18 protein-coding genes are annotated in these 22592 nt (G+C 57.8%); 11 read left to right on the plus strand and 7 right to left on the minus strand.

The annotated features are described in order from the left end of the window. Together xdhB and xdhA are read right to left on the minus strand one after the other, a co-directional pair. On the minus strand, nucleotides 1-2319 hold the full coding sequence (gene xdhB, locus ACR0LY_RS15825) for a xanthine dehydrogenase molybdopterin binding subunit (RefSeq protein ID WP_170350886.1): 2319 nt from the start codon (nucleotides 2317-2319) through the stop codon (nucleotides 1-3). 14 nt (nucleotides 2320-2333) lie between these two features. Next, a complete protein-coding gene (gene xdhA / locus ACR0LY_RS15830; protein ID WP_170350887.1) occupies nucleotides 2334-3797 on the minus strand; it encodes a xanthine dehydrogenase small subunit in 1464 nt (487 codons plus the stop codon). A gap of 156 nt (nucleotides 3798-3953) precedes the next feature. Here xdhA and ACR0LY_RS15835 point away from each other — a divergent pair, with 156 nt between their 5' ends. Beyond that, the gene (locus ACR0LY_RS15835) at nucleotides 3954-4862 is read left to right on the plus strand and encodes a LysR family transcriptional regulator (protein ID WP_170350888.1); all 909 of its coding nucleotides are present in this window, start codon (nucleotides 3954-3956) and stop codon (nucleotides 4860-4862) included. 58 nt (nucleotides 4863-4920) lie between these two features. Here the strand turns inward: ACR0LY_RS15835 and ACR0LY_RS15840 are convergent, their stop codons facing one another. Then, entirely contained in the window at nucleotides 4921-6153 is a 1233-nt protein-coding gene (locus ACR0LY_RS15840) for a urate hydroxylase PuuD (RefSeq protein ID WP_170350889.1), read from the minus strand. A 101-nt stretch (nucleotides 6154-6254) separates the two neighbouring features. Between ACR0LY_RS15840 and ACR0LY_RS15845 the strand changes: the two genes are divergently transcribed. After that, nucleotides 6255-7172, plus strand: coding sequence for a LysR family transcriptional regulator (locus tag ACR0LY_RS15845; protein ID WP_170350890.1), 918 nt, complete (start codon nucleotides 6255-6257; stop codon nucleotides 7170-7172). An 8-nt stretch (nucleotides 7173-7180) separates the two neighbouring features. Here the strand turns inward: ACR0LY_RS15845 and uraH are convergent, their stop codons facing one another. After that, nucleotides 7181-7534 (minus strand): hydroxyisourate hydrolase, encoded by a 354-nt coding sequence (gene uraH, locus ACR0LY_RS15850; RefSeq protein WP_170350891.1) that lies wholly within the window; start codon nucleotides 7532-7534, stop codon nucleotides 7181-7183. A 147-nt stretch (nucleotides 7535-7681) separates the two neighbouring features. Between uraH and puuE the strand changes: the two genes are divergently transcribed. Genes puuE through ACR0LY_RS15865 form a run of 3 tightly spaced genes read left to right on the plus strand, consistent with a single transcriptional unit; the run spans nucleotide 7682 to nucleotide 11055 of the window. Next, entirely contained in the window at nucleotides 7682-9094 is a 1413-nt protein-coding gene (gene puuE, locus ACR0LY_RS15855; protein WP_170350892.1) for an allantoinase PuuE, read from the plus strand. Then, nucleotides 9091-9576 carry an ureidoglycolate lyase gene (locus tag ACR0LY_RS15860; RefSeq protein WP_170350893.1) on the plus strand — a complete coding sequence of 162 codons (486 nt, stop codon included), beginning with the start codon at nucleotides 9091-9093 and terminating at the stop codon, nucleotides 9574-9576. Before puuE ends, ACR0LY_RS15860 begins: the two co-directional genes overlap by 4 nt. A 54-nt stretch (nucleotides 9577-9630) precedes the next feature. Further along, complete coding sequence (locus ACR0LY_RS15865; protein ID WP_170350894.1) at nucleotides 9631-11055, plus strand: uracil-xanthine permease family protein; 1425 nt, start codon at nucleotides 9631-9633, stop codon at nucleotides 11053-11055. A gap of 176 nt (nucleotides 11056-11231) precedes the next feature. On the opposite strand, the gene ACR0LY_RS15870 is transcribed toward ACR0LY_RS15865, so the two are convergent. Then, nucleotides 11232-12101 (minus strand): bifunctional allantoicase/(S)-ureidoglycine aminohydrolase, encoded by an 870-nt coding sequence (locus ACR0LY_RS15870; RefSeq protein ID WP_170350895.1) that lies wholly within the window; start codon nucleotides 12099-12101, stop codon nucleotides 11232-11234. 110 nt (nucleotides 12102-12211) lie between these two features. Here ACR0LY_RS15870 and ACR0LY_RS15875 point away from each other — a divergent pair, with 110 nt between their 5' ends. The 5 genes from ACR0LY_RS15875 to ACR0LY_RS15895 all read left to right on the plus strand — a co-directional run bounded on the left by ACR0LY_RS15875 (nucleotide 12212) and on the right by ACR0LY_RS15895 (nucleotide 17332). Further along, complete coding sequence (locus ACR0LY_RS15875; protein WP_170350896.1) at nucleotides 12212-12448, plus strand: hypothetical protein; 237 nt, start codon at nucleotides 12212-12214, stop codon at nucleotides 12446-12448. A 201-nt stretch (nucleotides 12449-12649) separates the two neighbouring features. Then, on the plus strand, nucleotides 12650-13600 hold the full coding sequence (locus tag ACR0LY_RS15880) for an ABC transporter substrate-binding protein (protein ID WP_170350897.1): 951 nt from the start codon (nucleotides 12650-12652) through the stop codon (nucleotides 13598-13600). A 77-nt stretch (nucleotides 13601-13677) separates the two neighbouring features. Next, nucleotides 13678-14715 carry a quaternary amine ABC transporter ATP-binding protein gene (locus tag ACR0LY_RS15885; protein ID WP_170350898.1) on the plus strand — a complete coding sequence of 346 codons (1038 nt, stop codon included), beginning with the start codon at nucleotides 13678-13680 and terminating at the stop codon, nucleotides 14713-14715. Further along, on the plus strand, nucleotides 14708-16297 hold the full coding sequence (locus ACR0LY_RS15890) for an ABC transporter permease (protein ID WP_170350899.1): 1590 nt from the start codon (nucleotides 14708-14710) through the stop codon (nucleotides 16295-16297). Before ACR0LY_RS15885 ends, ACR0LY_RS15890 begins: the two co-directional genes overlap by 8 nt. 54 nt (nucleotides 16298-16351) lie before the next feature. Next, entirely contained in the window at nucleotides 16352-17332 is a 981-nt protein-coding gene (locus ACR0LY_RS15895) for an arginase family protein (RefSeq protein WP_170350900.1), read from the plus strand. Here ACR0LY_RS15895 and ACR0LY_RS15900 read toward each other — a convergent pair. After that, nucleotides 17329-18300 carry an agmatinase gene (locus tag ACR0LY_RS15900; RefSeq protein WP_170350901.1) on the minus strand — a complete coding sequence of 324 codons (972 nt, stop codon included), beginning with the start codon at nucleotides 18298-18300 and terminating at the stop codon, nucleotides 17329-17331. The two genes, ACR0LY_RS15895 and ACR0LY_RS15900, sit on opposite strands and share 4 nt — an antisense overlap. A 72-nt stretch (nucleotides 18301-18372) precedes the next feature. Continuing rightward, nucleotides 18373-19893, minus strand: a complete 1521-nt coding sequence (locus tag ACR0LY_RS15905) for a trimethylamine methyltransferase family protein (protein ID WP_170350902.1) — start codon at nucleotides 19891-19893, stop codon at nucleotides 18373-18375. 182 nt (nucleotides 19894-20075) lie between these two features. Between ACR0LY_RS15905 and ACR0LY_RS15910 the strand changes: the two genes are divergently transcribed. Then, nucleotides 20076-22511, plus strand: coding sequence for a GcvT family protein (locus tag ACR0LY_RS15910; protein WP_170350903.1), 2436 nt, complete (start codon nucleotides 20076-20078; stop codon nucleotides 22509-22511). Nucleotides 22512-22592: the final 81 nt, after the last annotated feature.

Genomic DNA, 22592 nt, shown 5'->3' on the forward strand with positions numbered 1-22592 from the left:
TCAGGGCCCCGCTTGCAGCCGCGCAACTGCCATTAGCACACGTTCGGGGGTGGCTGGCGCGTCAAGGCGCGGGCATTCGCGGTAATCAGCGACAGAGGCCACGGCCATCGACAGCGCCTCGAACACCGAAATGCCCAGCATGAACGGCGGTTCTCCGACAGCTTTGGAGCGTTTGATGGTCAGCTCGCGGTTTTCCGACCAGTCGGCGAGGTTCACATTGAAGATGCGCGGACGGTCGGACGCGAGCGGAATTTTGTAGGTAGACGGCGCATGGGTGCGCAGACGGCCCGCGTCGTCCCACCAAAGCTCTTCGGTGGTCAGCCACCCCATGCCCTGAATAAACGCGCCTTCGACCTGGCCCTTGTCCAGCACAGGGTTCAACGAGCGTCCAACGTCGTGCAAAAGATCAGTACGCTCTACCCGGTACTCACCAGTCAGGGTGTCAATTGTCACTTCCGAACAGGACGCGCCATAGGAGTAATAGTAGAACGGGCGGCCTTGTCCTTTGGCCCGATCCCAGTGGATTTTCGGCGTCTTGTAGAACCCGGCCGCCGAAAGTTGCACACGTGCTAGATAGGCCTGTTTGATGAACGTGTCGAAAGGCAGAACTTCGTCGCCGATATGCACTTGATTGGCGTGGAAGGCCACGTTCTCGGGTGTAACATCCCAGTTCTCAGCGGCGAATTTCACCAGGCGCGCTTTGATCTGCTCGACCGCGTTCAACGCAGCCATGCCGTTCAGATCAGTCCCGCTCGAGGCAGCCGTGGCTGAGGTGTTGGGAACCTTCTCGGTGGTCGTTTTGGTGATCTTGATCCGGCTGAAATCGACCTGAAAGGCTTCGGCCACGACCTGCGCGACCTTGGTGTTCAGGCCTTGCCCCATTTCGGTGCCACCGTGGTTTAGGTGGATCGAACCGTCATTGTAGACATGCACCAGTGCGCCAGCCTGATTGTACCAAGTCGCTGTAAAGGAAATGCCGAATTTGACTGGTGTCAGCGCGATGCCTTTTTTCAGGATCGGCGACGTCTTGTTGAATTCGATGATCTCCTGACGGCGCTTGCGATAATCCGATGTCTCTTCCAGCTCTCCGATTAACCGGTCGAGAATGCTGTCTTCGACCTCTTGGTGGTAGGGGGTGATGTTGCGGTCCGTGGTGCCGTAGAAATTAACCTTGCGCACATCCAGCGGGTCTTGCCCGGTGGCATAGGCAATCTCTTCGATCATCCGCTCGGCAGCGATCACGCCTTGGGGGCCGCCAAACCCACGGAATGCGGTATTCGAAACCGTGTTGGTTTTCATCGGATGGCTGTTCAGGCGCACGTTCGGATAGAAATAGGCGTTGTCCGCGTGAAATAGCGCCCGGTCGGTCACGGGCCCCGAAAGGTCTGCTGAAAACCCGCAGCGCGCGGCAAAGCTGCCTTCGACAGCCTGAATGCGGCCATCATTGTCAAAGGCGACGTCATAATCGATCACAAAGTCATGGCGTTTGCCGGTCGCCGTCATGTCCTGATCCCGGTCGGGGCGGATTTTCACGGCGCGGTTCCACTTTTTGGCAGCCATGGCAGCAACCGCGCAGAACAGGTTCATCTGGCTTTCCTTGCCGCCAAAGCCACCGCCCATACGGCGCACGTTGACCACAACGGCGTTGGACGGCACGCCCAGGACATGCGCCACCATATGCTGCGCCTCGGACGGGTGTTGGGTTGAGCAATGCACGACCACATCGTCGTCTTCGCCCGGAATGGCAAAGGCGATGTGACCCTCGAGGTACATGTGATCCTGGCCGCCAACGCTCATGCGGCCCTTGATCCGGTTGGGGGCGGTAGCCTGCGCCGGGGCGACATCTCCGCGCTCCAGCTTGAGTGGTGCCGTGACATGCGGGTAACCGGCCTCCTGCGCGGCAATCGGGTCCAGCGCATGGGGCAGAGTTTCGTAGTTGATTTTTGCCAGTTCTGCGGCCCGGCGCGCGATGTCGCGGGTTTCGGCAACAACGGCAAACAAAGGCTGCCCATGAAACTGAATGGCATCGGTCGGGAAAACCGGTTCATCGTTCAGATGGGTCGGGCTGATATCATTGGCCCCCGGCACATCATCCGCGGTCAACACTCCGACAACGCCGGGCGTGGCCAGAACGTCGGTGAAGTCGATGCCCAATAGCTTGGCGTGCGCTACGTCCGAGACGCCGAGATACGCGTGCAGCGTGCCTTCGGGCTGGGCAATATCGTCGGTGTAATCGGCCCGTCCGGTGACATGCTTGATCGCGCTGTCATGTTTGACATTGGTGTGGGCCGCCCCGGTGATGGAAACGTTATCTTTCATTTTTTGTCTCCTTATCAGGCGCAAGCCAGTTGAACGGGGGCGTCGGTTTGGGCGTCGTTTTCAAGGTAGAAGCGACGCAGCAGGTTTTGGGCGGATAGCATTCTGTAGTCAGACGATGCGCGCCAATCGGTGAGAGGGCTGAAATCTTCAGCCAGCGCCTCGGCGGCGGCCTCAAAGCTTTCCCGCGACCAGGATTGACCGTTCAGCGCCGCTTCGGCAGCAGCGGCTCGCTTGGGCGTGGCAGCCATACCGCCGAATGCGATGCGCGCATTGCTGATGGTGCCGTCCGTGACCGTCATGTGAATGCCAGCAGCGACCGAGGAGATGTCCTCGTCACGACGTTTGGAAATCTTGTAGGCTGCATTCAGATCATCGGGTCCGGGCAGGGGCACATGGATGCTTGCGACGAACTCATCGGGTTGGCGGTCTTGCTTTCCGTAGTCGATGAAGAATTCAGCGAGAGGCAGCGTCCGGCTTTCAGAACCGCGCCGCAGCGTGATTTCCGCTCCAAGCGCGATAAGAACCGGCGGCGTATCCCCGATGGGCGAGCCATTGGCGATATTTCCGCCGACGGTTCCCATATTCCGCACCTGCCACCCTGCGATGCGATCCCAGTAGGAGGACAGGTGTGGCAGGTGTTCAGACAGAAGTTCCTGGCAATCGGTGTAGCTGGCGCCAGCACCGATCAGGAGGAGGGAACCCTGTCTTTCGACTGTTTTCAGGTCTTCGAGATGACCGGTGAAGATGGCAGGCCCGATGTTACGCAGGAATTTGGTGACCCAAAGACCCACATCCGTGGCACCGGCCACGATCGTGGCCTTGTGATAGGTCTGCAGGCAATCGGCAAGGTCATCAACGCTGGAGGGGATAATGCTCAGGTTGTCTTCCGGCCCGGATACAACGCGCCGATCGTCCTTGAGCGCGGCTAGACGTGCGGTCATGGTTTCACGTTCGGTATTCAGGTGGTCCGATGCCGGGGTGCCATAGCGGCTGACGGCAACGGCGGCACGGATGATTGGCTCATACCCGGTGCAGCGACACAGGTTGCCCTGCAGCGCGGTTTCAACCTGCGCTTTGGTCGGCTCGGGCGTTTGCATCCACAGTGCATATAGCGCCATGACGAAGCCCGGCGTACAGAACCCGCACTGGCTGCCGTGGTGATCAATCATCGCCTGTTGTACCGGGTGCAGACGACCGTCCGGGCCGGACAGGTGTTCAACCGTCACGACATGGCAGCCATCGACCGAGGCAAGAAACCGGATGCAGGCATTCACGGGAACATAGGCCAGACCTTCACCGCCAAGCCGTCCAACAAGAACGGTGCACGCGCCACAGTCGCCCTCGGCGCAGCCTTCTTTTGTGCCTGTCAGCCGACGCTCCAACCGCAGGAAATCCAGAAGCGTCTGGTCTGCTGATACGTTTGGAACGGACACATCCTTGCCATTCAGGACAAATTGGATGTCGGTGCGATGCGTCATGGTATTCTCCCTATGCCCCTGCCTTTCAGGTGGGTGATCGGGGGGACCATAGGCGCAACGATTGAGTCTTAAAATCGCCGGAAACGGCAAATACTTTCAACAGATCGTTGAAAAAGAAAACGCCATGGCGCAGTCTTTCCGCAAGGAGAGCATCGAATGTCGTACATCGAAAGCCTGCGTGTTTTTGTCAGAGTGATGGAGCTGGGCAGCATTACATCCGGCGGGCGCGACCTGCGGTTAACCCCGGCGGTGGCCAGCAAACGATTGAAAGAGCTTGAGAACCATTTGGGTGTGCGGCTGTTCAACAGAACGACCCGGTCGATGACCCCAACCGAAGTCGGATCAGTTTTCTACGATGAGGCCAAAGCCGTTCTGCTGGCGATCGATCACGCCGAAGCGCGCGTTGCGAGCTTTTCCGATGCCCCGCGAGGTGCCATTCGCATCACCGCGCCGCTGGGTGTCGGGCGTAGAATCGTCGCGCCTCTGGTGCCGGAATTCTCGGAACTCTACCCCGAAACAGAGATTCGCATGCGTCTTTCGGACCGCAAGGTGGACATGATGGCCGACGGATTGGACATCGCGTTCTTTATCGGTGAGCCCGGCGATTCCACCATGAAACTGCGGAAGTTTGCGGATTGCGATCGCGTGCTGTGTGCGTCTCCGGAATATCTGTCGAACTTTGGCGTGCCCAATACGCCGGATGACCTTCTGCATACGCCCCATAACTGCCTTTTGCTGCGGTATCCCAGATCGCCCGAATACTTCTGGACCCTCAACACCGACATGGGACCGCGAAAGCTGGAAGTTCACGGTAAATACGATGCGGATGATGGGGACGTGCTGACGGACTGGGCGCTGGCGGGCAAAGGGATCGTTAACAAACCACGCTTTGACGTGCGGGACTATCTTGAGGGCGGTCGACTGGTCGAGGTCCTACCGAAGACACCCCCAGTTTCGACGATTTTCGGGTGCCTTTATCCGCATAAAAAGCTTCAGGACCCCAAGGTGCGCCTGTTCGTCGAACATATCGCGCAGCACAGCAAACGCTTTTTCGCGCCGGGCTGAAAAACAAAAAACTGGGTATGAAAACCCAGTTTGCCTGTCACCAATTTCTCTGTTGGTGCTATTGATCTCTGACTTCGTTGATCCACGCAACAATGGTCTGGCGTGCTTCTTCATCCATCTGAACCGCCGATGGTGGCGGCATCGCGTGGCTGATCCCGGCCTGCAGATAAATCTGGTCGGCCTGCCGGGCCACGTCACCGGGGGTTTCAAGGTAAACCTTCTTGGGGGCCCATTTCATTGTGCCATAGACCGGCTCGCGCGCATGACACATGGAGCAATTGCCCAGCACCGTGTCATACGCGGCCTCAAAACCGGCGGCTGACGCATATTTCTGTTCATATGGCGTCAGCTCGCGGGCTTCGGCGTCTTCCCATGTTTCTGTTGGCCTGACCGAAGACAGCCAAGCGATAATGACCATGAGAATGACCGTGACAGCCCAGGTCCAGTGCGGGCCCGTACCGGTTGAGTGCATCGTGTTGAAGTAATGCCGGATGGTCACGCCTGTCAGGAAGATCAGGCTGGCAATGATCCACGAATACTCGGTTCCGAAAGCCAGCGGGTAGTGGTTCGACAGCATCAGGAAAACGACCGGCAAGGTCAGATAGTTGTTGTGCGTCGAACGCACCTTGGCGATCTTGCCGTATTTCGCGTCGGGCGTCCGACCGGCCTTGAGGTCTTCGACCACGATCCGCTGGTTCGGCATGATCTGAAAAAACACGTTGGCCGTCATGATCGTTGCCGTGAACGCACCAAGGTGCAAAAGCGCAGCGCGGCCAGTGAAGATCTGGTTATAACCCCAAGACATGATCACCAGGATCACGAACAGCAACAGCATCAACACGGTCGGGTGGTCGCTGAGCTTGGACTTGCACATCTGATCGTACAGCAACCATCCGATAGTCAGCGAACCGCCAGAGATCAGGATGCCTTGCCACAGCGCCAAATCCACCTTGGTTGGATCAAGCAGGAACAGCTCACCGCCGACCCAGTAGATGATCATCAGAAGGGCCGCTCCAGATAGCCAGGTCGTATAGCTCTGCCATTTGTGCCAGGTCAGATGTTCGGGCATCCGGGCAGGCGCCACAAGGTATTTGACGGTGTGATAGAACCCGCCGCCATGTACTTCCCATTCCTCGCCATAAGCCCCGTCCGGTAGGGCAGGGTTTGGCTTAAGCATGAGGTCCAGCGCGATAAAATAGAATGACGCGCCAATCCACGCCATCGCGGTGATCACATGCAGCCAGCGGACAGAAAAGGCGATCCACTCCCACATTACGGCCAAGTCGTACATGGCATTGCTCCTAAAGTTCAAAGTTCCTGTGCACTCTATGCGATAGAGGTTTGTTCTGGTATTGCTGCGAAAGACCAAGCAGTATCAAAAAATGCAAAAAAATGTCCTACTTCGATAACATCCGCACTTTTGTCCGTGTCTATGAATTGGGCAGCATGTCTGCCGCGGGCCGCGATTTGCGGGTTTCACCGGCTGTAACCTCGGCTAGGATTTCCCAGCTTGAAGAACATCTTGGTGTACGTCTGTTTCAACGTACAACGCGCAGCCTGACGCCGACAGAACAGGGAAAATCGTTTTATCGGGGGGCGACGGAAATTCTTGAAGCCGTCCAGAACGCCGAAGCGCAAATCGTCAATATCACAGAGAACCTCAAGGGATCGCTGTATATCGCCGCCCCCTTGGGGGTTGGTCGGCGTCTGATAGCTCCGCAGGTGCCAAAATTTCTGGCAGAATACCCTGAGGTGAATGTTCGGCTAAGGCTGACTGATCGAAATGTGGATATCACGACCGAAGGCCTGGATTTGGCTTTCTTCCTTGGTCAGCCCGAAGACAGCAATTTGCGCATTCGAAAGATTGCTGACGTGGAACGGGTTCTGTGTGCTTCCCCGAAATACATCAAGAAACATGGGATGCCAGAAAGTGGCGACGATATTGTCGCCAACGGGCATGAATGCCTCAGCCTGCGGTTTCCCGGTGCAACTGAATTCCAGTGGCTTTTGAGAACCGAAACCGGACCAAAGCGATTCCGTGTTTCAGGGCGGTACGAGTCAGACGATGGCGACGTGTTGACGGATTGGGCCCTGGCCGGGCACGGCATCGCGTTGAAGCCGGTATTTGAGATTTCAAAGTACCTCAACGCCGGCACCTTGGTTCCGGTCGCGGTTAAAACACCACCGGAACCGATTCAAATGGCGTGTTTGTTTACCCACCGTCGTATGCAGGACCCCAAGACACGCCTGTTCATGGAGTTCATAATCGAGCGTATTGGTTCAACGATTGCTGAGACAAACACGCCCTAAAAGTCGGCTCAACTGCCGCGATAGGTTGAGTACCCGAAGGGCGAAAGAAGCAGCGGCACATGGTAATGCGACTGTTCGGACATCCCGAAGCGGATTGGGATTATGTTCAGAAAACGTGGATCCTCGGGCGGAGTGCCAGATGCGTCCAGGTATTCCCCGGCGTAGAAAATCAATTCGTACTCGCCCAATGAAAACTCGGCTTCGGGCAGGATTTGTTCATCCGTGCGGCCGTCGTCATTGGTGACCAGGGTTTTCAGCAATGTACGGCCAGTCCCCTCAATTCGAAAAAGTTCGATTTTCAGACCCTCGGCAGGGCACCCCCGCGCCGTGTCCAGAACATGTGTAGTTAGGTAACCTGACATTTGCGCCTCTCTCTAAAACTTGGAAATTACTAATCCGAATACTCCCCTAGAGGCAAAGGCTGACTGGCCGAAACTCTTTGTTGTATTTTTTGAAAAACATCGTCGATTATCTGGGGTATTCATCATTTCAAGAAGAAGGAAATTGATGTGACGCGTTATCCACGAGATATGACCGGCTATGGTGGGCAAGTGCCCACAGCCAATTGGCCCAATGATGCCAAAATCGCGGTTCAGATTGTGCTGAACTACGAAGAGGGCGGTGAAAACAACATCTTACATGGTGATGCCGCGTCCGAGGCATTTTTGTCCGAGGTCACCGGTGCCGCCCCTTGGCCCGGCCAAAGACACTGGAACATGGAGACGATCTATGAATACGGCAGCCGTGCCGGATTCTGGCGCGTTCACCAGCTTCTCCAAGACCTCCCCATCACTGTTTATGGCGTGGCCACTGCGTTGGCCCGCGCACCGGCACAAGTTGCGGCAATGCAGCACGCAGGGTGGGAAATCGCCAGCCATGGCTTGAAGTGGATCGAACACAAAGACATGAGCCCAGACGAAGAACGCGCGCAAATCCGCGAAGCGGTCCGTCTGCATACCGAGGTCACGGGCCAGCCGCCGCGCGGTTGGTACACGGGCCGTTGCTCGATGAATACAGTCGATCTGGCCGCCGAGGAAGGCGACTTTGCCTATATCGCAGACAGCTATGCCGACGATTTGCCCTATTGGACAAAGGCCGGTGGCAAAGATCAGTTGATCATGCCCTATACGCTGGACTGCAACGACATGCGCTTTGCGATTCAGGCGGGGTTCACCACTGGCGACCAGTTCGAAAGTTATCTGAAAGACAGCTTCGACATGCTGTATGCCGAAGGCGAAGCCGGTGCGCCCAAGATGCTCTCAATTGGTCTGCATTGTCGGTTGATTGGCCGGCCGGGCCGCGCCATGGCGCTGAAACGCGCGTTGGAGCATTTCATGAAACATGACGGTGTCTGGTTCGCGACGCGCGAACAGATTGCCGATCACTGGGCAAAGGAGCACCCCCCGATGCAACGCTTGACCCCTTCCGAAATGGACCAGCCCACCTTTGTTGCCGAATTCGGCGACATATTCGAACACAGCCCATGGATTGCCGAAGGCGCGTATGATCTGGAGCTTGGGCCGACCCATGACAATGCTGCCGGAGTTCACAACGTGCTGGCGCGGGTGTTCCGCACGGCCTCTGCCGAAAAACGTCTGGGTGTTCTGACTGCCCACCCGGATCTGGCGGGCAAGCTTGCCGCAGCAGGTCGTCTGACCAAGGAAAGCACGGCTGAACAGGCCGGGGCCGGTCTGGATATGCTGACGGACGAAGAACGCGCGAATTTCACAGCGCTGAACGAGGCATACACAACCAAGTTCGGCTTTCCCTTCATCATCGCGGTCAAGGACAACACGAAAGCCAGCATTCTAGACGCCTTCAACCGCCGTATCGACAGCGACCGCGACACCGAATTTGCCGAAGCCTGCCGCCAGGTCGAACGGATCGCGGAACTGCGCCTGATCGAGAAGTTCGCGGGATGACGACTGTCCTGAATCTTCTGCCCCTGACGTCCGAGGCCTTTGCGCCATTCGGCGATGTCATCGAAGTGGCTGGTGATGTGGACAAATACATCAATCAGGGCAAGTGCGCGCGGTATCATGACCGCGCCGCGCTGGATTTCCGTGACGGGCGCGCCGGGATCAGCGTGTTTCAGTCCGAGGCGTTCAGCCTGCCGATCAAACTGGACATGGTCGAACGTCACCCGGATGGAAGTCAGGCCTTCCTGCCCTTGTCGGACAAACCCTTTGTTGTGGTCGTGGCGCCCGACGAAGATGGAGTCCCCGGACAGCCTATCGCATTCAAAACAGCACCGGGGCAGGGCGTGAATTATCACCGCAACACGTGGCATGGGGTTCTGACCCCGCTCCACGCGCCCGGGCTTTTTGCAGTGGTCGACCGAATTGGAACCGGGCCCAACCTTCAGGAGCATTGGTTCGAGGAGCCCTTCACAATCACAGAATGAGAAACCTAGCCGGAAGAGGAGCCGGTTAACGTCTCTCAAGGGAGGAAAGACAAAATGTCAGATGCAACCATCGGAACGCCGGAGCAGCTCCGCGATCCGAATTACTCACCACCACTTATCAAAGCGGTCCCACTGGGCATTCAGCATGTGCTGGCGATGTTCGTCTCGAACGTTACGCCAGCCATTATCGTTTGCGGCGCGGCCGGATTTGGGTTCGGCTCGAACAGTCCTGATTTTCCGCAGATGATCTATATGATCCAGATGTCGATGTTCTTTGCGGGCGTCGCCACGTTGTTCCAGTCCATTGGTGTGGGTCCTGTCGGTGCCCGTTTGCCCATCGTGCAGGGGACATCGTTCGCCTTTATCCCGATCATGATCCCGCTGGTGGTTGGAAAGGGCGTTGATGCCATTGCTGTCCTGATGGGCGGCGTTGTTGTTGGTGGGCTGTTCCATGCGTTCTTAGGGCTGTTTATCGGACGTCTTCGATTTGCGCTGCCGCCACTGGTGACAGGTCTAGTGGTGACCATGATTGGTTTGGCGCTTGTGAAGGTCGGCGTTCAATACGCCGCTGGCGGTGTGCCCGCCATCGGTACCGAAGAATACGGCTCGGGCCTTAACTGGTTCATGGCAAGCACCGTGATCGTGGTCACGCTTGGTCTGAAATTCTTTGCGCGGGGTATGTTGTCTGTGTCGGCGGTGCTGATCGGCCTGTTGGTCGGGTACGCGGTGGCATTTGCACTTGGTCAGGTGAATCTGGGCAATGTTGGCAACGCCGCTTCCTTCGCACTGCCGAACCCGCTGCATTTCGGCATTGAATTTTCGGTCGCGGCGATCATTGGCTTCTGCGCGATGTCCTTTGTATCAGCGGTCGAAACGGTGGGCGACGTGTCCGGTATCACCAAGGGCGGCGCTGGACGAGAAGCGACCGACAAGGAAATTCAGGGCGCGACCTATGCCGATGGTGTCGGCACCGCAATCTCGGGCCTTTTTGGCGCGTTGCCAAATACGTCGTTCAGCCAGAACGTCGGTCTGATCGCCATGACCGGTGTCATGAGCCGCATGGTTGTCACCATCGGTGCGCTTTTCTTGATCATTTGTGGCCTGATCCCGAAAATTGGTGCGATTATCTCATCCATCCCGATCGAAGTGCTTGGCGGTGGCGTAATCGTTATGTTCGGCATGGTGGTCGCGGCGGGTGTCTCGATGTTGTCGGACGTGAACTGGAACCGTCGCAACATGGTGATCTTTGCGATTGCGCTGAGCCTTGGCCTTGGATTGCAGCTTGAGCCCGGTGCTTTGCAGTATCTGCCCGGCACATTAAAGGTTCTGGCCACCTCGGGCATCCTTCCCGCCGCTGTCATCGCGATTGTTTTGAACCTGGTTCTGCCCGAGGAACTTTCGGACGAGGCAACCGAAGAGGTTTCAGGTGGTATGGCGGGTCACGGTCAGGGGTCGATTGGACATGACGATCACGTCTAATGATGCCTGAATTGGCATTCCACATGACACAGTAAAAAAAGCGGCGTGCCGAGGTACGCCGCTTTTGTTTGTTCCTAAATCCTACTGTCAGGATCAGATTTGAGGAACCAGAGGCTGAACGACCAAGCCGCCCCGAAATCGAGGCGGCCCATCGTATGTTCCTGGCTATATAGTTGCTATTTAGCCGCCGTACTGAGGCGCTTTTGCTGAGGGTAGGCAACCGATCCCGGTCTCAGTGCCATGTGTCGATTTACATCCTTGTAAAGAAGATACCGGAACTTGCCCGGACCACCTGCGTAACAGGCCTGGGGGCAAAACGCGCGCAACCACATGTAATCGCCGGCCTCAACCTCGACCCAGTCATTGTTCAACCGGTAAACAGCTTTTCCTTCGAGGACATAGAGCCCGTGCTCCATTACATGCGTCTCGAGGAATGGGATGACTGCACCCGGCTCAAACGTGACAATCGTGACATGCATGTCGTGACGCAGGTCACTTGGGTCGACAAACCGTGTTGTGGCCCATTTGCCGTCTGTGCCGGGCATGGTTGTCGGCTCAATATCGTTTTCGTTGAGGATCAGAACATCGGGCTTATCCAGCCCTTCGACCGCCTCATAGGCTTTTCTGATCCAGTGGAACCGCAGCGTTTCTTCAGCGTGGTTGTGCAGCGTCCATTCACTTGCACAAGGCAAATAGGCATAGCCACCAGGGGTCAATTCGTAGGTTTCGCCTTCGACGTTCAACGTCGCTGTTCCTTCGACAACGAACAAAACGCCTTCGGCCTCGGGGTCGACCTCAGGCCGGTCAGAACCCCCGCCCGGCTGCACCTCCATTATGTATTGCGAGAATGTTTCGGCAAAGCCGCTCAGCGGGCGCGAGATTACCCACAAGCGCGTGTCGTCCCAAAACGGCAAAAAGCTGGTCACGATGTCCCGCATTGTGCCTTTGGGAATGACGGCATAAGCGTCCGTAAAAACAGCGCGGTCAGTCAACAGTTGGTCCTGCGCGGGATGGCCCCCGTGCGGCGCGAAATACTTGGCGTTCATGTATGCTCCTGAAGAATAACCGTTTGCTCTAAAATATGCGCCGGTGACATCCATCGACCACCCACAAAGAGGCGACAGCTCTATTCGAAAAGATTTGAAAGTGCCCGTTGATGCACTGCCAGGACCAAGCAGTATTGCTGAGCGACCCTGAAGGGTTGGCTATTCTGGCGGCCATGACAATTGATCTTCCGGTTGGGGTAGGTCCAACCCGCAACCGTTTCATGGTTATCATCACGGTTGTTATCTTTCTAAACAAAATGGACAAAGTTATGCCAGAAGCCTTCATGCAAAGAATTCAGACGTCACAGCCATTCGATTTGCAAAAAAGCGAAACTAACCTACGATAATGTCGTATTAAGGAATTTGTCGCGCGAAGCTCTTGATGGGCGGCGTGCTGGCATGTTTGAATTTTCGGGCAATCCCGGAGTAGCAAGTTGTTTACCTAAGAAGACAGGTAATTCGGCTTTCCGGCATTTGTTCGAAAGGTGCGTCTCGGTCAGACCGGGGACAACAATAAGCACTAAAGACGACCAACATGGAGATATCAGATGAAAAAATTTGCAACGCTACTGGGAGGCGCATCAATGGCGATCGCCGGGCCTGCTATGGCGGCGGACATCGTGATCGGTGTGCCGAACTGGCCATCGGTGAATGCGACAGCGCATATCCTGAAGGTAGCGATTGAACAGAACCTCGGGCTTGAGGTCGAACTGCAGAACGGTACCAACCCAATCGTTTTTGAGGCGATGGATTCGGGCGCGATGCATGTTCACCCCGAAGTTTGGATGCCGAACCAGCAGAACCTGCACGACACCTATGTGACCGACAAAGGCACCGTTGCGTTCAACCCCAATGGTGTTGAAGCGTTCCAGGGCATGTGTGTCGACAAGGCGACAGCGGATGCCAACGACATCCGTTCGATCGACGATCTGACCAACCCCGACATTGCCGCGCTGTTCGACAGCAATGGTGACGGCCAGGGTGAAGTATGGATCGGTGCGCCGGGTTGGGCCTCGACCAATGTCGAAAAAATCCGGGCCAAGTCCTACGGCTACGATCAGGTTATGGAGCTGACCGAGATTGACGAGACCGTCGCCTATGCGAACCTCGACAATGCGATCAAGGCAGGCGACCCATGGGTCGGGTTCTGCTACACGCCGCACTACGTGTTTGCCCTGCACGATATGCAGATTCTGGAAGAGCCGGCCTATGACGCGTCCAAGTGGAATGTGCTTCAGCCCACCGACGATCCGGATTGGCTTGAAAAGTCCGAGGCCGGTGTAGCCTGGGATCTGGCCTATCTGCACCTGCACTATGCAAAGGCGCTTGAGGATGAATATCCCGAAGTTGCCCAATTGCTGGCCAACATGAAGCTGGATACCGATTCGGTTTCCGCCATGACCTATGCGCTGGTGATCGAAGGCAAAGAGCCTGCTGCCTATGCGGAAGAGTGGGTGGCAGCCAACGAAGATGCCGTTTTGGACTGGATGTCACAGTGAGTGACGCCAATCAGGGCTGAAACTCGAACAGGCCGCCGGAGTTGACCGGCGGCCTGTTCTGCATCGAAGGGACAAAAATGACAGAAACAGTCGTAAAACTGACGGATGTCTGGAAGATCTTTGGCGCACGGGCCGAAGAAGCCATGACCGCAGTGCGGAACGAGGGCATAGGAAAGCCCGAAGTTCTGGAAAGATTTAATTGTGTCGTGGGTGTGCAGGGTGCCACCTTCGAAGTGCCTCGGGGAGAGATTTTCTGCATCATGGGCCTATCGGGCTCGGGCAAGTCGACGCTGGTGCGGCACGTGAACCGCCTGATCGAGCCGACCGCAGGCAAGATCGAAATTCTGGGGCACGACGTGTCCAAGATTTCCGAAAATGAACTGCGGCGCATTCGGGCACAGCAGATCGGGATGGTGTTCCAACATATGGCGCTGATGCCGCACCGTTCGGTGCGCGATAACGTGGCCTATCCGCTGGAAATTCGAAAGGTTTCCAAATCGAAACGCTGGGCGGTTTCCGATCACGCGCTGGGTCTGGTGGACCTGACTGGATATGAGGATCGCCTGCCCAAAGAACTGTCGGGCGGTATGCAGCAGCGGGTGGGGATTGCCCGCGCGTTGGCTTCGGACCCGGAAATTCTGCTGATGGACGAACCGTTTTCGGCCCTTGACCCGCTGATCCGCTTGCAATTGCAGGATCAGTTCAAGGCGTTGGTGGCGCAGTTGCAGAAGACGACATTGTTTATCACTCACGATCTGGATGAGGCCATTCGCATCGGTCACCGGATTGCGATCATGAAAGACGGCGTGATCGTTCAGATCGGCACGCCGGAAGACATCGTCATGAACCCGGCGGACGACTATGTGCGCGAGTTTGTACAGGGCATCTCCAAGCTCAAACTGGTCAAGGCGCATTCGATCATGGAACCCATGGAAAGCTATTCCGGCCCGACCGAGGGCGCGCCACGTGCAGACGAAGGGGCGGATCTGGATCAGTTGATCGACCTGGCCGTCAATACGGATATGCCAGTGATCATCACTGACGCGGGTGCCGATGTGGGCGTTGTGACCAAACCGCGCCTGCTGCGCGGAATTCAGGGGGGCAAAAATGACTGATGCAACCACAGAGGTCAAAGTAACGGCGGCCTCAGATATCGAGGTCGACCGCGAGGCGCTGGACCAGTCCATTCACGATTTCGTCGGGCCGAGCGGTGATTACTATATCAACGCGTTCCACAAAATCCATGACGCAACCAGCCCGGTTCCGAACACGTTCAACCTGTGGGCAGCGGTGCTTGGGCCTTTCTGGTCGGCGTCGCGCGCAATCTGGGGCATGTTCTGGACCTTCCTGATCCTGGAAATCATCGCGTGGGTTCAGATCGGTAGAGGTGCCTGGGGTAACCCCGGGGCCGACCTGGCCGAGCGTGCCGAGCGCCAGCAGGCCCGCGCGAACGAGTTGCTGGAACGGGCTGGGGAAGCCACGGAAAAGGCCGACATAGACCGATTCACCAAACTGGCTGAAAACATCCAAAAGGCCGCCGATTCCAGCTTTGAAAAGGCTGCTGCTGCACAGTCCGAGGCTGTGGGTATTATGGTCACTGGCCTGCTGATGCTGCTGGTGTTCAAACTGGTGCAGGGGTTTTACGCGGATCGGGTCTATGAAAAGCAGTATTCGAAATGGCGGACGGATCCGGCCAGTACGGAAAGCGGCCGTTCCACGCGCAACACAGTGATGGGTGCCATTCTGGTGGCCGCGATTGCGCCATTGATCGTCTATAAGTTCACGGTGAACGCTTCGTTGCCCCTGTTGGATGCCTTCCCCGAGGAACAGGTGTCCGAGATCATTTTGGGCCCGGGCGAGGGAACGCTGTTTTCTAACCTGGCCAGTTGGATGGAGGCGAGGATTGACGCTGCTGCCGCTGCTGGGGGAGACGTCTTTGACGGGATTGTCGCCGGTGTCCGTTCGGTTCTGGATGCGTTGACGGTGGCGTTGATCGGGTCGCCGTGGCCGGTTGTGATGCTGGTCATCTGCGTGACCGCATGGCGTGCGGCGGGTCCGCGCGTGGCGATCTTCACCGCGTCTTCGCTGGCCTATATCGCCTTGCTGGGCTACTGGGATGTGGCGATGGAGACAGTGGCCCTGGTTGGGGCTGCGGTTCTGCTGTGTGTTGTGTTCGGCATCCCGCTGGGCATCTGGTTTGGCAAGTCCAAACGCGCCTATCGCGCAGCGGAACCTGTGCTGGACTTGATGCAGACGCTTCCGGCCTTCGTCTATCTGATCCCGATCATTGCCTTCTTTGGCACGGGTAACCCGCCGGGCATTCTGGCCACGATCATCTTTGGCATGCCACCGGTGATCCGTCTGACTGCGCTGGGTATGCGCGGGGTTCCGGAAAGCATCAAGGAAGCGGCCGTCGCCTTTGGCGCGTCCAAATGGCAGTTGCTGAAAGATGTGGAAATCCCGCTGGCCTTGCCGTCCATCATGACCGGGGTGAACCAGACCATCCTGATGTGTCTGTCGATGGTGGTGATCATCTCGCTGATCGGCGGTGGTGGTTTGGGCAAGGAAATCCTTGAGGCGCTGCAATACGCCGCCAAGGGTCCGGGCCTGCTGGGCGGCTTTGCAATCCTGTTCCTGGCCATGGTCATGGACCGGATCGTGCAAGGGGCCTTCCGGCGAGAAGACGAGAAACTCTGAACATACTCGCCCCCGGTTTCCGCCGGGGGCGTTTTTCTTTTACCGGGGACAACAATGACAGACCGTTATGAACAATCCATGATGGAAAACCTTTACTGGTGGGGGGTGCCCACCCTGTTCCGCTGCCCGAATGTCGGGCCTGAAGGGCAGGATATCGCGCTGGCTGGCGTGCCCCATTCCACCGGCAATGGCACGACCGAGCGGGATCAGCATCTCGGTCCGCGCGCCTTGCGCCATGTCTCGGCCGTGCAGCGCCGTGTTCATTCGCTGTTTGGGATCGATCCCTGGAACACTGCGCGGATTGCCGATGTGGGCGACGTGCCGTTCCCCAGGGCCAATGACAACGAGGACTGCATCGAGCGCATCACGCAGTTTTACAAAGATATCGATGCAGCTGGTGCGCGGCCTGTTTCGGTGGGTGGCGATCACTCCATAACGGGCGGAATCGTGCAAGCGTTGGGCCGGGGCAAGCTGGCGGGCGGTGAGCCGATTAGCTTTCTGCATCTGGACGCCCACACGGATGTGTTCACCAAGGTCGATCACTTTCTGGGTGCCAAGAAATCTGCGGCGCATTGGGGGGCTTATCTGGCCGATCAGGGGCAGGTCGACCCGACACGATCCATGCAGATCGGTCTTCGTGGCCATCCGCGCAGTCTGGACTGGCTGCAACCCTCATACGACTATGGCTATAACATCGTCACCATGCGCGAATTCCGCCAGCGCGGGCTTGCAGATGTGGTGGCGCAGACTAAAGAGGTTCTGGGTGATCGTCCGGTCTATATCACCTTTGATCTAGATTGCCTCGACCCGACGGTTGCGCCTGCGGTGTCCAATCTGGAGCCCGGTGAGAAGGGCTTCGACATAGACGAAGCCGTCGGCATTCTGCACGCCGCGCGCGGGTTGAACATTGTGGGCGGCGACGTCGTCTGCATGATGCCCACCAAGGACAGCCCCAACAACATCACCGCCCTGACAGCAGCGGCGGTGATGTTCGAGATGATCTCGATGATCGCTGAGAACGTCAGCGCGGCCTAAGACCGCCGCGCATCCACTGCCTGTGCCAGCACGCAGAGCAGTTCGAACATCAGCGAAATACCAAGCCAGGCTGTGCCGCCCTCGGGATCGAAAGGCGGCGCGACCTCGACCAGATCGGCCCCGACCAAATTGACGCCAGCCATCTTGCGAATGACCTGCTGCGCCTGAAAACTGTTCGGCCCGCCGATTTCGGGCGTGCCGGTGCCGGGCGCATAGGTCGGGTCGACGAAGTCGATGTCATAGGTGCAATAGGTCGGTGCCGTTCCGACAATACTACGCACTTCGGTCATGACGTCGTCGATGCCGCGATCGAACAGTTCCTCGATGCGGATGATGCGGATGCCCTGCGCCTCGCCCCATTCGATGTCTTCCGTGTTATAGGCGGTACCGCGAATGCCGACCTGAACAAAACGTTTCGGGTCGACCAGTCCTTCTTCGACCGCGCGGCGGAACGGGGTGCCGTGGGTGAACTTATGACCACCGAAATAGGTGTCGAACAGGTCGGTATGGCTGTCGAACTGGATCAGGCCAAGCGGGCCGGATTTGGCCATCGCGCGCAGGACGGGCAGGGTGGTCAGGTGATCCCCTCCAGCGGTCAGGGGGGTGATGCCGCGATCCTGCAAATCCGAGTAGAACGCGGTCACCCGCTCCAGCGTATCCCCGATATCCACCGGGTTCGGCGCGACGTCGCCGAGATCGGCGCAATTGACCATTGAGAATGGCGCGACCCCGGTCACCGGGTTCATCGCGCGGATCATTGTCGAAAAATCCCGCAGCTGACGCGGACCATGCCGCGCGCCTGGGCGGTTGGTGGTGCCGCCATCCCAAGGAATGCCAACAAGACCCAGTTCAACCTCGGCAATGCGGTCGTGATCCAGTGTCATGCTGGGCAGCCGCATGAAGGTGGGAATGCCGGCGAACCGGGCAAGCTCCATCGCCGAGACCGGCTGAAAAAACGAATTGGTCATGAGGTCCCCATTCTCTGTCGGTTGCGGGTGAGCCTAGCGGCAGAATTGTCGATTGAAAATGGTTTGGCGCGTTCAGATCAGAATGCGAAAGCGTTTGCGGATTTCGGCATCCTGAGCGTCGGTCAGATACTTCGGATGATGCTTGGCCAACACCTCTTTGGCCTTTTCGCGTGCCGCCGACCAAGCGTCTGGTGCGCCTTCTTCCTGCCACGTGCGCGGCTCGTTCCTATCGGCCAGGTCCGGGTAGAAGTAATCCCGCTCCATCGCCGCGTACGTATGCGAACTGCCCAGAAAATGACCGTCTCCCAGAACCGAATGGCAGATCGCGTCGAAGCCCAGGTTTTCCTCAGTCACTTCGATCCCACGCAACGCCCGGTAGGTGTGCGAGTGCATTTCGTTATCCAACACAAAAGCCTCGAAACTGACACCCAATAGCGAGGCAGTCATGCCCGAGCTTTCATAGATCAGGTTGCCCCCGGCCAGTGCGGCAGCCAGCGATGTCATCCCCTTTTCCGCGCCGTATTGCGCGTCGATGGCCTTTGCGTCGGCCATCGACGCCGCCACACCCGAGGGCAGACCCAGCCAGTTGGTGATCTGCGCCGAAGCGGCGTTCAGGATGGCGGTTTCACCGCTGCCCCCGGCAAACGAGCCGGTGCGCAGGTCCACGATGAAGGGCCAGTTGGAAAACACCATCGGAAAGCCGGGCTGGATCGCGTTGACCATGACCAAACTGGCCAGTGTCTCGGCCAGCGATTGCGCCAGAAACCCCGCGAGTGTTGCAGGGGCGGTTGCACCTGCTTGCGCTGCGGTGATGCAGGACATGGGTATGTTGTTTGCGATACATTCATAGACCACGTCCACAGCATCTTCGCCGTAACGCAGCGGAGATATTACCGGGCTGATATGGGCCTTCAGAAAGGGGCGTTTTGCGAACTCACCCGGCCCGCCGGCCACGATATCCAGCATCTCGACAATCGGGGCGACATTCTCGGCCAGCGTGAATGAAGTTGCCACTGGTTTGGTCGTGTTGCGCACCAGCGCATAGACCGTGTTGACATCCAGATCACGTACATCCGGCAGGTCGGTTGCCACACAACAGCGAGTGAACCAGCTGACATTGGCCAACGTGTCCTGCAACCGCGCGAAATCATGCAGATCAGCCAATGTCGAAGGCCGGTACAGACCGGTATCCATGTCCAGGGTCTGTACGGCGGCCCCTCCGGTGCCAAAGAACACGCGGTCGCCGCCAACCTGAATGGATCGGGTTTCGTCCCGACCGTGGAAGGTGAATGTCTTGGCGGCGCCCTGGATTACGCGCTCTACCATTTCACGTGGAAACACCAACCGACCCTGTTCACCCGGCTGCGCGCCAGCCGCCCGCAGATCTGTGGCCAGCCGATCCGGCACCTCGCCCATGCCCAATGTTTCCAGCAGGCGCAGAGCGGTGTCGTAGATTTGTGTGATCTCGGGCTGCGTCAATGGCTTGAACGCGCCGCCCTTTTGACCGGGCGGACAGGGATCGATCACAGGCTTGGCCGCGCGCTGCGCATGCCGGGCTCGCCGACCGCTTCGTTTGGCACCTTCCGAGGACATCCCTTTCCTTTCCCGCACGTCTTTCGGAAACCCTAATCGGCAAATCCAGTCTACGGCAAAGGGGATTTGCGAATTTCAAAATCCTCAATCGCAGTTTCGATTTTTCAATACAGTCGATGCCTCTGTTGTCGGCTCAGCCCTTTTTTCCGCAAGACTTGTCGGGGACAAGAGGGAGCAGAGCTATGAAGTCGCGCACCAAGGTCGTTGTCATCGGTGGCGGGATCGCCGGATGTTCAACGCTATACCACCTGACGCAAGAAGGGTGGACGGACGTGGTTTTGGTCGAGCGGAACGAACTGACCTCGGGCACGACATGGCATTCGGCGGCACAGGTGACGAATTTCGGCATGAACCAGACAATGGTTGGTCTGAAATCTCATTCGATCCGGTTGTACAAGGAACTGGCCGAGGACCCGGATTATCCGATCAACTATCATCATGGCGATGGTGGTATCCGTCTGGCCAACACGCAGGCGCAGATGCAAGGCTATCGCCATTTCGCATCGATGGCACGCGGGATGGATGTGGAATTCGAAGTGATCGACGCCGAGGAATGCGCCCGTCGCCACCCGCTGATCTCGACCGAGAATCTGATTGGCGGGCTGTGGGATCCCATGGATGGAGACATCGACCCGGCCCAGCTGTGTCAGGCGCTGGCGCGCAGGGCGCGCAAAGCCGGGGCCGAGGTCTATCGCAACACCCCCGTTACGGCCTTGACACAACACAGCGACGACACTTGGACCGTGCATACCGAACATGGCGACATCGACTGCGATGTTGTGGTGAATGCCTGCGGCTACAGGGTTAACGAGGTTGGCGCGATGATGGGGGTTCACCATCCGGTCGCGTCGATGGAGCATCAGTATTTCCTGACCGAAGAAATCCCCGCCATCCGGGACGCAGGACACCGGATGCCGCTGCTGCGCTGTCCGATCAGCGACTATTACTGCCGCCAGGAAAAGAACGGGCTGCTGCTGGGGTTTTATGAGCAGGATTGCAAGACCTGGGGGATGGACGGGATCGACCCAAACTTTGTCAACGCCTTGTGCCCTGATGATCTGGATCGGGTGACTGACGTGCTCGAAGGCGCGTTTGCCCGAATGCCCGCACTGATGGAGGTCGGGGTCCACACGATTGTCAACGGGCCGATTACTTATACGATTGACGGCGCGCCTTTGGTCGGGCCGATCCCCGGCAAGCGCAATGCCTTCTGTATCATTGGGCTGCGTGCGGGGTTGGGTGAAGGGGGCGGCCATGGCTGGTTGCTGGCCCAGCAGATCGTGCATGGCGAGGCCTGTTATGACACTTGGTGTCTGGACCCGCGCCGGTTCACGGGTCATGCGAATGTGGAACTCACGGCGCTGAAAGCAATTGAAGACTATCAGAACGAATTCCGGTTTCACTTCCCCCATGAACATCGCCCTGCCGGACGACCGGCCAAGACGACGCCGTTAACGCCGGTGTTGGCGGCAGAAGGGGCGGAATTCACCGTGGTCAACGGGTGGGAAAGGGTGGAGTACATCAAGCCTTCCCCCAGCTTTTCTCCGACGCTTAGTTTCGATTTTGACGAAACCTTTGATCTGGTCGCGGCTGAGGTGGCAAGTGTGCAAACCGGCGTCGGGCTGGCCGAGGTGAATGGTTTCAACCGGATCGAAATCACGGGTGCGGATCGGCACGCATTTCTGGATCGGATGTTCTGCGGCACCGTCACCCGGCGCGAGGGCCGGGTGGGGCTGGGGTATTTGTTGAACCATCACGGCATGGTCAAGGCCGAGGCGACCGTTGCCAACCTGCCGGCCAGCGATCGGGGGTCTGCCCGTCTGTGGTATGGCTCGGCCGCCGCCAGTGAATTTCACGACATGGATTGGCTGGGACAGCATGTTAGGGCCAGTGAAGATGTGCAACTGCGCAGCTTGACCAGCGATCAGACCATTCTGGTGCTTGCTGGCCCGAAAGCCCGCGAAGTATTGTCCGTCTGCGCACGTGGCGATTGGTCCGCCGCGGCTTTTCCATGGCTCAGCGTGCGGGAATGTTTTGTCGGGTTCGCCCCGGCGACGGTAATGGGTGTCAGTTTCTCGGGCGAGCTAGCTTATGAAATACATGTGCCCAACGCCTCGCTTTATGCAGCCTATCTGGCATTGCGTCAGGCCGGGGGCGCGTACGGGTTGAAACTGTTCGGCGCGCGGGCAGTGGAATCCATGCGCATGGAGAAGAGCTTTCTACATTGGAAGGCCGATCTGATCACCGAATTTGATCCGTTTGAGACGGGGCTGGATCGCTTTGTGAAGCTGAACAAGGGTGAATTTATCGGACGCGACGCATTACTGAAACGGCAGGCAGAGGGCGCGCGCAAAAAACTGGTTGCTCTGCAGGTCCACGCAACACAACAGCCTGCGCATCCCGGCGCGTCATTGATGCAAGGTGAGCGTGTTGTGGGCACAATTACCTCGGGCGATTGGGGGCACCGCACCGGGCTCAATCTGGCACATGGGTTTGTCGATCCCGAACTGGCCGATTTCGGGGCTGAAATGGAGCTGGATTCCTGCGGTCATCGCGTGCGCGCTACGGTCATACCGCCGTCACCTTACGATCCGGGATTCGAGCGGATGCGAGAGTAATTCCAGCCCGTCAGTCGACTTCACCATTGCCGCCAGCGCAAAACTTTGCTTGGGTTCGTTTCGAAGAAATCGAAACAATGG

The sequence above is a fragment of the Ruegeria sp. BC5 genome (genome assembly GCF_056539205.1).